Source organism: Gracilibacillus timonensis (assembly GCF_900086715.1).
GTDB classification, from domain to species: Bacteria; Bacillota; Bacilli; order Bacillales; family Amphibacillaceae; genus Gracilibacillus; species Gracilibacillus timonensis.
The window spans coordinates 1,903,399-1,914,722 of the sequence record NZ_FLKH01000012.1; the positions used below are offsets into that span (position 1 = coordinate 1,903,399).

An 11,324-nucleotide genomic window follows, 5' to 3' on the forward strand; every position below is an offset into this window, starting at 1 on the left:
GGAATGAGATTACAATATTTCATGTGAAACATTAAAGTGACAAATGGTGCTCCACTTTATCATACTAAGGTAAGATTCCTTCGTTAAAATAGGAATAATGAATACTAGCTGTGACAGGAGGCGAGAAAGTGTTCTTTAAGAGAAAAATAGTTCATTTCATGGAACATTTAAAAGTGAAGCATAAATTACTAGGTATTTATCTCCTTGTCACAGCTATTCCGATTATTCTAGTAGGGCTATATTTAAATTATGGAACAAGGGATATTGTGTTAAATAATTCATTAAATGAAGCAGAAGCGAATGTTGACAAGATAGAATTACGTTTGGAAACGATTTTTAATCGTGTGATAAGTATTGCGGACATGGTTTATCTTAATCAAAATTTGCGAACGCTGCTCTATAATGAGTACGAAACACCTTTAGACACCTATAATGCCTATAATCAATATCCGGTATTTGATGATTTTTTAAAGTATTATGATGAAATCGAAAATATTCATTTTTTTATGAAAAAAGAGATGATTACGGATTCTCATTTTATTCATGCAGATGCATGGATACGGGGAAGTGAATGGTATCAAGAAGCCCTTTCGAAAAGCGGCCAGCTATCCTGGGTATATAAAGAAGATTATTGGACGAAAGAGGAATTATTAACGTTAACAAGAGCTGTATATGGTAATAACCATGAGTTTTTAGGGGTCTTAGCCATCTCGGTCTCACCAGATATGCTGAAATCTGTATTTGAAGGAGAACCTTATCAAGCGATTATTTCATTAGATGAAGAGACGATTGTCTATAATACCAGCGGAAATAATATTGGGGAACATCCTATTTTCTTAATGGGTGAGCTGGAAGGCGTTGAGAACAAGGTGATTGATACAGAGTTTAGAGAGGAACAAGTGAAAATTAATGTGCACCAATTCCGACCAAACAAATCCATAAACAATACATTTGAAATCTCTTCCATTATTCCCGTTGAAGAAATAATGGAAGAGCCGAATCGAATATTTGCCCAAAGCTTTCTTGTCATTATCAGTGTTTTATCGGTATCACTTATATTAATAGGTATATTCATCCGTAGTTTTCATAATCGAATCGAAAAATTAAGAGAAACCATGTATCAAGTGGCCAAGGGTAATTTCCAAGTGAACCAGAGCATAAAAGGTCATGATGAAATAAGTGAAGTATATCAAGATTTAGCAACTACTTCAAAGAGTGTCCAAAATATTATAGATGAAGTTTATATCCATAAAATCAAAGAAGAAACATGGAAGCGAAAACAAAAGGAAATGGATTTTAAAATGCTTGCCAGCCAAATCAATCCCCATTTTCTTTACAATACATTAGAAATGATACGCATGAAGGCTGTCATTAACAAAGATCCCGAAGTAGCAAAGTTAGTAAAGATGCTAAGCAAAATGATGCGCTCTGCTTTAGAACGCACTGATCGTCCTGTTCCAATGACAGAAGAGATTGATTTAATTAAGAATTATTTAGAAATACAAAAGCTTCGGTTTGGAGATAAATTTTCTTATAATATGAAAATCGAAGAATCGGTGACCTCTTTTTATATATTTCCATTACTTATTCAGCCATTAGTAGAGAATGCCATGATTCATGGCTTAGAACAAAAAGAAACAGCAGGATTTGTCAACATTATTATGGAAGAGGATGATAATGTTATACGAATTGAAGTACAAGATAATGGTGTAGGGATTGACAAAGTGAAACTCCAGGAACTGCAAGCGATCATAGATGATGAAGATTACCACTCAGATGGGAATCAAATTGGCTTGCATAATGTACATCAAAGAATAAGGTTACATTATGGCGATAACTATGGTTTAGAGATGCAAAGTATTAAAGGTATAGGGACAACCATGATTTTACATATCCCAAAAATAAAAGAAGATCATCTTTAAGAAGAGGAGGCATGGATATGTTGAAGGTTCTTTTTATAGACGATGAACCATTCATTCGAGAAGGAATGGCCTCTGTCATCGATTGGGAGAAATACGGATATCAAGTAATCGGTTCTGCAGAAAATGGCAAAATAGGCTTGCAGAAAATCAGGGCTTATCGCCCCGACCTTGTATTTGTAGATATTCAAATGCCTGGCCTCAGTGGAATTGAGGTCGTTTCACAAGCAAATAAAGAAGGAATATCCAGTAAGTTTGTTGTATTATCTGGCCATTCTGACTTTTCTTATGCGCAACAATCTATCCGTCTGGGCATGGAATCTTATTTACTAAAACCCGTAGATGAAGAAGAATTAATTCCTCTCATCCAACAGATTAGAATGAAGTGGTTAAAAGAAAATCAATTAAATGAACAGTTACAGGAGTTTAAGGAATTAAATGAAGCGTCACAATGGGAAAACTTTTTGTTCGGGAAAAAAGTTGATTCCGATTGGAGCAGTTATTTTCAAGCAGATAGCTTTCATTTGGCGAGTCTGATGACTAATGAAGAGGCTATGTTGGAAAAACACATGCCTTTTATAGCAAAAAAAGTATACAGATACATTTGGAATGAACACAAATTATATTTATTATTTCGAAATCAAACATTAGAAGAAGTGAAGCAGTCTATAATAGCTATCAGTCACGATTTAGCATATATTGCTCATCAATTTCAATTGTTAGAAGGGGCCTGTGGAATCGATAAACTGAAGGACAACATAGAACAACTATCTCGTCTTGAAGCGTTACGATATAGTCATAGCAAAGCAATTATTCTAACAGATCAAGATGTAGAAAAGATCTCAAAAACAGGATTTAATAGGGATGAATGGCTGAATACGATGACTCGTACGATTGAATTTCAAGATGAAAAGGCAATAGAAAGGCATATACAGTTATTAGAGAAACATTTTCAAGCTACACGCTTTTCCAAAGATCGTATGATAACAGAAGTGCTAGATATGGTTAAAAGTCTTTATCAGAAATTACAGTATGAAAACAAGGATATACAGATTCCTAGTAATGAACATGTTATTTCCATCATCTCTTCAGCAGATAACTTGCAAGCATTACTCTCCAATATAAAAGAACTTTTATGGACTACTTCCACTGAAATGAACGCTTTTATAAGTAATACAGAAAATATAATTGAAAAGGTTCAGGACTATGTAGAACAGTACTATTATAAAGACTTAAATATGAAAAAAATGGCTCATTTATTTAAATATAACCCCAGTTATTTAGGGAAAAAATTCAAAAAGGAAACCGGTGAATACTTTTATCACTATTTAGATAGGATTAGAACAGAAAAAGCCAAAAAGTTTTTAATGGAAGGGAACTGGAAGGTGTACCAAGTGTCAGAGAAGGTGGGATACACCAATCATGATTATTTTTATAAAAAATTTAAAAAGAATGTCGGTGTGAGTCCAAAAGAGTTTCAAAAGACGTATAGGAAAGCATTCAAGTGACGAGGGGGGATAGGCATGTTACAACTAGCCACAGATCGACCATTATATAAAGGGATTCTATATATTTATTATTTTATGATGATCAATTTACACTTTATGATCGCCAATAGTTTATTTTTGATTGTCTTCCTTCTTTTTGAGGTAACGGTTGCTAATATATTATTATTTTATATCGCATTACTACCTGCTGGCCCAGCTTTTGCAGCGTTATATGCCAGTATGGGAAAACTAATTCGAGAAAAGGACTTAATGCCGACGAAAGATTTTTGGGCATATTATAAGAAAAATTTCAAAATAGGCACGAAATATTGGCTTGTCCAATGGACGGTCATGACTATTTTAATCATCGATATTTATTATGCCAATCAATATTTTGCTATGTTATCACCAGTATTTTTGATCATGTTGTTATTTTCATTGTTTATTATGTTGTATGCTTTTCCGATATTAACTAGATTTGAAGTGAAATTAAAAAACTTGTACCTTGTTTCTATTTACGCTATTTTCCGATATTTTAAAACAACTTTATTTCATATGTCTACCCTCGTTTCCTTAGTCATTATTTATTACTTTGCACCAGGTATTACGATTTGGTTTTGTATGAGTATAGTTGCCTACTTTTTAATGTTTAACATGAGAAAAGCATTACAATTAATGGAACGGGATCTAGGACAAAAATGAGAGGGATTTTATTTATGAAGAAAACAACAATTATGCTAACCATTCTCATAGTGATTATCGTGGCAAGTGCATCTATCTATTTTTTGACAAATAATGAAGAAACAACAAGAGGGGAGGAAGCAGAGGAAGGTCAACTCATCAATGATTTTGATAAAATCAATCGTGTGAAGGTATATGCTAATGAAGATGTATCGTTAGAAAAAGAAGATAATGCGTGGCGTATAGAGGGGACAGACAGACCAGCAGATCAAGAAAAGATCAATCATTTTGTAGAATCGATGAGAGAAATGACGGGTGAAGAATCTCAAGTGGAAGCAAAGGAAGTAAATCTTGATTTTCCTAATGTAATGGTAGCATTCGTAAATGAAGAAGGGGAAAATCAACAAATATCCGTCGGTCAATTAAATGCTCAGCAGGACCGCTATTATATAAAACAACAAGAGCAAGATAAAATTTATCTCGTTGATCGCGCAGTTATTGAAACAATACCTTTGCAAAAAAAGGAACTCGTCGACAATAAAATCTTATCTTTGTCTTCGGAAACAGTAGAAGAAATAAGAATTAATAATGGGTCGGAAGAACTTTTGATGAGAAATGCAGCACCTTTTTCTGAAGAAGAAGCCCGTGCACATATTAGTGGCTGGTATATGCATGAACCCTATCATGGGATATACAGTATAGCTTATTCGAAAATGGAGGCTATGTTACTGGGAATAGATCAATTAGTACCCTCAGAAACCGTGATGGACGAAGGGGATTATGGTTTTGCCGATTCTAATTTTTCTGTTACTTTTTCAAATGATGAAGCTGCTGAAACGTTGATAATCGGAAACCCAGCGGCCGATAACCATTATTATGTCAGGCTAGAGGAGTCGGAAGAAGTGTATACTGTTTCTACTGATTTATTAGATCCGTATAGCTATCAGGCGTTTGATATGATCGATCATTTTGTAGAAATCGTAGCGCTGGAGGTGGTCGATGAATTAATCATCGAAACGCCGGAAGAGGACACTTCTATTATGATGGAGCATGAACAAATAGCAGATGATGAGGTAGCAACAACGGTTTATAAAGAGGATGACGCATTGGATATGGATGCATTTCGAGATGTTTATAAAGAATTGGCTGCACTAAGCGTGGACGAAGAAATAGAAGAGGATATCCATACAACGGAGGCAGAGGTCACCATACAGTATATATTGGGAGACATCACGAAAGAGATTCAGTTTATCCGAATGTCAGATAGTCAATATGCGGTTAGTAAAGGAGATAACCAACCAGATTTCCTCATAGAAACAGAAAAAGTGAATCAGCTTATACAAAAAATGCAAGATTTATAGGGAAGAAAACCTCGCTTCTTTTTATAGGCAGCGGGGTTTTCTTGACCCTATGCATGGGTGACTTTACCGATAAGACAGATGATGTAATACTACAATCGAATGAATTGCTAGCATACAGAGCTCAAGGCATTATTATCTTGCCAACAAGTAATCCACGTTTTTGATTATATAAATTGAATGAAATCATCGGATAGGTGCTCTTGATCCATTTATGCGAATGGATCAAACGAAGTATGAGCAGGAAACCATGCGAGAAAAAACTTACTTGTTCCGCGTTTTTGAAGTGAAGAAGTACGCTCCAATGACATATGTGTATATCCCTACCTCTCTTTTTTACCTATTTTTATATCCCGTTTGGTATGTTTTTTGGGAAAGCGGTTTCTAATATAATAAATACAGAGAGAAAAACGCTTACAATCAAAGTTTGACAGGTGAGGAGAGAAAAAGATGAGTCGAAATGAACATACGACAAAGGGACAACAGAACCCATCTGGATCGGACCCTGTGCTAAGCACCCAGGTGAAGCCAGGCTTTCCTTCTGTAAAAGGTGATAAGATATCCAATCAACTTGGTAATGGAGGGTTCTGGAAAAGAGTAAGTAAACAAAAGGCTTTATTGCTGATGGCATTACCTTTTGTTATTTGGTTAATTATTTTTAAGTATATCCCAATTGCTGGCTGGACGATGGCATTTCAAGACTACAAACCTCAACTTGGTATTTTTGAACAAGAGTGGGTAGGGTTGAAGCATTTTAAAGAGCTATTTAATGAACCAATGTTTTACCGTGCACTTGAAAACACATTGGGAATGGGAGTGCTCGGATTAGTATTCGGGACATTAACCGCTATATTATTTGCTTTATTTTTAAATGAATTACGATTTATGGCGTTAAAGAAGTGGACCCAAACGATCTCTTATTTACCACACTTTGTGTCATGGGTGATTGTAGCAAATATTGTTATTACCATGTTATCGACGGATGGATTTATTAATAATTTTCTAGTTTCGATTGGGATTCTTGATCAACCTATTAATTTTATGGCTAAACCTGAAATGTTCTGGGGAATTGTTACCGCTGCTGATGTCTGGAAAGAAACAGGATGGAATGCCATTATTTATTTAGCTGCTATGGCTGGTGTTGACCCGCAATTATATGAGGCTGCTAAAGTAGACGGGGCTAGTAGATTTCGTCAAATGTGGCATATCACATTGCCGAGCATTAGATCAGTTATTATTGTCCTTCTTATTCTGAATATTGGTAACTTAATTAATATTGGATTTGAGAAACAGATGTTACTAGGTAACAATATTGTATATGAAAAATCGATTGTTATTGATTTATACGCACTTGATTATGGTATTGGTATGTTCCGATATTCATTTGGTACCGCGATTGGCATATTTAAGTCTGTGGTGAGTGTCATTCTCATTTTAATTTGTAACAGCTTTGCCAAAAGGTTAGGTGAAGGTCGTGTATTCTAGTAGAGAGGAGTGCATTCAAGATGAGCAAAAGAAAGTGGACGACATTTGATATCGTACTAACGTTATTTATGATATTTATTCTAGTTATTACGTTGTATCCTTTTTTAAACATTTTAGCGATTTCACTAAACAATGCGGTGGATACGGCCAGAGGTGGAATCCATATTTGGCCGCGAGATTTTACCTTTGCTAACTATCAAGAGATTTTTGGCAGTAATGATCGATTGTTTCAAGCGTTTTTAATGTCGATTTTGCGAACCGTAGTAGGTACTATTACCGGTATTATTGCGAGTACGATGCTTGCTTACGTATTAAGTAGACGAGATTTCATATTCAACAGTGCTGTCGGCTTTTTATTAGTATTAACGATGTTTATCAGTGGAGGGTTAATCCCAGATTATATGTTAATTCGCGAGCTTGGGTTAATCAATGATTTTTGGGTGTACATTTGGCCTATGCTGCTATCCGCATTTAACGTTATTATTATCCGTTCCTTTATGGATAATTTACCAAAAGCACTGGAAGAATCGGCGAAGATGGATGGAGCCAATGATTTCGTTATCTTCACACGTATTATTATTCCATTATGTCTGCCAGTGATTGCAACGATTGCCTTGTTTTTGGCAGTCGGTCAGTGGAATAATTGGTTTGATACGTATTTATACGCTCGAAGTAATGACGCATTAACAACACTGCAATTTGAGTTAATGAAGATCCTGGATAATGCTAATATTTCAAGTGGTGATATAACGTCTCAAAATGCGGAAGTCGTTGCGGGACAAACAAACCCACAATCGATTAAGATGGCGATCACGATTATTGCAACGGTACCTATTCTAGTCGTTTATCCATTTTTACAGAAGTATTTTGTAACAGGTCTGACTATTGGTGCTGTTAAAAGCTAGGTATAAATGCAAGTCATTATACAATTTATAAAAAAATGGAGGGAAAGTAACATGAAGAGAAAGCTGCCAATTTTGTGTTTATTATTTATTCTAGGCGTATTATTGTTAGCTGCTTGTAGCGATGATTCAAATGCTAATGATGACGGTAGTGGATCTGATGATAATGCTTCATCGGATGAACCAATTACATTAACGTTTTTTAATGCAGATGGGGAAGAAAAGACGTTTGATGATCCAGTTGCACAAAAAATCACCGAAGAAACAGGTATTAAATTAGAAATGGACTATCCGGTAGGGGGTAATGATGAAACCGTTCCACTGATGATTGCAAGTGGTGAGTATCCCGATTTAATCTTTGCCAAAGGTGATATCGGCAAACTGATTGAAGCAGGGGGAGTTATTAAGTTAGATGATATGATTGAAGAGAAAGGTGAAAATCTCAAGGCGATGTATGGAGACCAGCTTGATCGTTTACGTAACTCAGTAGATGATCCAAGTATTTATAATGTTGGTACGTATGGTGTTGAAGAAGCGCGTTGGGAAACGAGTGGTACGTTCCAAATCCAATTAGATGTACTGCGTGAACTTGGTTATCCGGAAATAAACACATTAGAAGATTTTGAAGCGGCCATTACGGATTACTATGAAATGTACCCAGAAATTGATGGCCAAAAAACGATTCCACTATCTTTATTAGGCAGTGACTGGCGTTGGTTAATTACAGTTGGTAACCCATCAGGATTTGCAGCGGGAATCCCTGATGATGGACAATGGGCCATTGATGATGAAACAGGGGAAACGACTTATAAATTCTTAAAACCAGAGCTTAAAGAATACTTTAAATGGTTAAATGGATTGAATGATAAAGGGTTATTGGATCCGGAATCATTTACACACACCTATGACACGTATATCTCTAAACTTTCTTCTGGCCGTGTATTGAGTATTGCTGATCAGAGCTGGAACATTGGAGATGCAGATGCGGCACTTGTAGCGGATGGGAAAGAGTGGAGGACCTATGCACCTTTACCAGTTACCTTAGGTGAAGAATACAAATCTCAAGGTTTGAAAGATTATGGCTTTGCTGGTGGTTGGGGTATTTCCATTTCTTCCACTAGTGAATATCAAGATGAAGCATTTGAATTCCTCGATTGGATGGCTTCGGAAGAGGCACAAATCTTGGTTAATTGGGGGATTGAAGGTGAGAATTATGACGTGGTAGATGGCAAACGTGTGATGCATGAAGATGATCGGGAAAGAAAAAATACGGATGCTGACTATCCAAAAGAAACAGGTGTAGGTTATTATGTCTATCCATTCCCACAATGGGGTAATGGGGCACTAGACTCAGATGGTCAACCCATTACACCTGATTCTGAGCAAGACATTATTGATAACTTTAACGAAGCCGAAAAAGAAGTAACAGCTGAATACGGTATCGACAACTGGATTGAATGGTTCCCAGAGCCAGAAGAATTAGGTGTTTCCAAGCATGGTGCGGCTGCAAACTACACGATTCAATCAGGTAGTGATTTGGAAATCATTCAACAGAAAGCAGATGATTTAACAGAACAAAGAATCACGCAAGCTGTTCTAGGTGCACCAGAAGATTTTGATGCCTCATGGGATGCAATGATTGAAGAATTGGAAGCAATGAATATTGAAAAGGCTAATGAAGAAATGACACAAAAAACGAAAGATACAATGGAGCTTTGGGGTACGAATTAACGATGATGATTGGCCTGATTCCGCACTTGTGGTATCAGGCCTCATGTATATACATAATGGCTTTACAGACAATAGAGATTTAATTGGAGTGGAATTTTTACGTTCAGAAAATGGAGGTGATAGTATGAAAATAGAAAATCCAATTCTAAGAGGTTTTCACCCTGATCCCTCTATCGTTAGGGTAGGAGAGGACTACTATATCGCAACATCGACATTTGAGTGGTGGCCAGGAGTTCGGTTGCACCATTCTAGAGACCTTAAAAATTGGGAGTTACTACCTTACCCATTAACTAGAAAGTCACAATTGGACTTAACGGGAGTAGGGGATTCCCAGGGAATATGGGCGCCATGCTTAACTTATGACAATGGTTTGTTTTATTTAGTATATACAGTAGTATCATCTTTTTATTGTAATATGCAAGATACGAAGAATTTTTTAGTTACTTCAGAAAGTATAGAAGGGCCTTGGTCTGAACCGATCGCATTGAATAGTTTTGGTTTTGATCCATCCATGTTTCATGATCCTAATGGTAAGAAGTATCTTGTCAGTATGGTTACTGATCATCGAGTTCCTCAAAAATATGGCGGCAGACTGCTACTACAGGAGTATGATCCGAATCAACAGAAAATGGTAGGCACCATGGTTGATATTTATCAAGGAGAACACGGATATTTAGAAGGTCCACATATTTATAAGCGTGGGGATTTCTATTATCTCTTTGCAGCGGAGGGAGGAACTGGCGAGGGGCATGGACAATCCATCCTTCGTTCGAAAAGTATTTGGGGGCCCTATGTTGCATATAAGAAAAATCCTATTTTAACTTCAAGGGATGTTCCAGGACATTCTATACAAAAGGCAGGTCATGCTGATTTAGTACAAACGCCAAATAACGAATGGTATATTGTTCACCTGTGTGGAAGACCCTTGCAAGCCACTAATCCAGATGATCATATAAAGCTCCCTGGTAAACGGAGGTATACACTCGGCAGAGAAACTGCACTGCAAAAAGTATATTGGACGGAGGATGGTTGGCTGCAGTTGGAAAATGGTTCGAACCTTCCGGAAAAAGAGATTGTATGGAATGGTGTAGCTGAACATTCCGCTGCAATAAAGAATTCCATCGACCATTTTGATACAACGGAGTTAAATTTGGAATATCAGAGTTTAAGAAAACCATTAACAGATCAAAACTATTCCCTTATGGAACGTCCAGGGTACCTTCGACTGTTTGGAAGAGATGGTTTGTCGTCAAGATTTAACCAAAGTCTTATCGCAAGAAGGTGGACGGAATTTGAAATGGAGGCAGGTACAAAAATCGAATTTCAACCTCGACATTTTAAACAGATGGCAGGTTTAATTTGTTTGTACGATATTGATAATTTTTATTATGTACACATTACGTTTGATGAAGAAATAGGCAGATGCCTGAGCATTATGAAGAGTGAGAATCGCAAAATTGAATATCCAGTAGAGCCTATTCCGATTCGTGAAGCAGAAATCTTTTTAAAAGTAAAGGTTGCATTTGAAAAGCTGCAATTCTTCTATTCCGATAACGGCGAAAGATATGAAAAAATAGGGCCAGAACTGGACGCAAGTATACTGTCAGACGAGGCATGCTATCATGGTTGGTTCACAGGTGCCATGGTGGGACTTTGTTGTCAAGATATGTCTGGGAGTGGAAAAGCAGCAGATTTTGATTGGTTCGAATATCAAGTGAAGAATAGAAACCCAAGTTAAAAATATAAAGAATAAAATTCATA

General features: G+C 36.5%; 8 protein-coding genes. All 8 read left to right on the plus strand.

Annotated elements, in window-relative coordinates; all coding sequences use genetic code 11:
* Positions 1-128: 128 nt before the first annotated feature.
* The 8 genes from BN6556_RS20180 to BN6556_RS20215 all read left to right on the plus strand — a co-directional run bounded on the left by BN6556_RS20180 (position 129) and on the right by BN6556_RS20215 (position 11,301).
* A complete protein-coding gene (locus tag BN6556_RS20180; protein WP_078060184.1) occupies positions 129-1,922 on the plus strand; it encodes a cache domain-containing sensor histidine kinase in 1,794 nt (597 codons plus the stop codon).
* Positions 1,923-1,939: 17 nt separating this feature from the next.
* Positions 1,940-3,427 (plus strand): response regulator transcription factor, encoded by a 1,488-nt coding sequence (locus BN6556_RS20185; RefSeq protein WP_066195601.1) that lies wholly within the window; start codon positions 1,940-1,942, stop codon positions 3,425-3,427.
* 15 nt (positions 3,428-3,442) lie between these two features.
* Entirely contained in the window at positions 3,443-4,108 is a 666-nt protein-coding gene (locus BN6556_RS20190; RefSeq protein ID WP_066195605.1) for a YesL family protein, read from the plus strand.
* Between the two features lie 14 nt (positions 4,109-4,122).
* Positions 4,123-5,448: a DUF4340 domain-containing protein gene (locus BN6556_RS20195; protein ID WP_066195607.1), complete on the plus strand. Its 1,326-nt coding sequence runs from the start codon at positions 4,123-4,125 to the stop codon at positions 5,446-5,448.
* A gap of 621 nt (positions 5,449-6,069) precedes the next feature.
* Positions 6,070-6,930, plus strand: a complete 861-nt coding sequence (locus BN6556_RS20200; RefSeq protein ID WP_235817587.1) for an ABC transporter permease — start codon at positions 6,070-6,072, stop codon at positions 6,928-6,930.
* 20 nt (positions 6,931-6,950) lie between these two features.
* Entirely contained in the window at positions 6,951-7,835 is an 885-nt protein-coding gene (locus tag BN6556_RS20205; RefSeq protein ID WP_066195610.1) for a carbohydrate ABC transporter permease, read from the plus strand.
* Positions 7,836-7,886: 51 nt separating this feature from the next.
* On the plus strand, positions 7,887-9,563 hold the full coding sequence (locus BN6556_RS20210) for an ABC transporter substrate-binding protein (RefSeq protein ID WP_066195613.1): 1,677 nt from the start codon (positions 7,887-7,889) through the stop codon (positions 9,561-9,563).
* A gap of 124 nt (positions 9,564-9,687) precedes the next feature.
* Positions 9,688-11,301 (plus strand): glycoside hydrolase family 43 protein, encoded by a 1,614-nt coding sequence (locus tag BN6556_RS20215; protein WP_066195616.1) that lies wholly within the window; start codon positions 9,688-9,690, stop codon positions 11,299-11,301.
* The last annotated feature ends 23 nt before the right edge of the window (positions 11,302-11,324 follow it).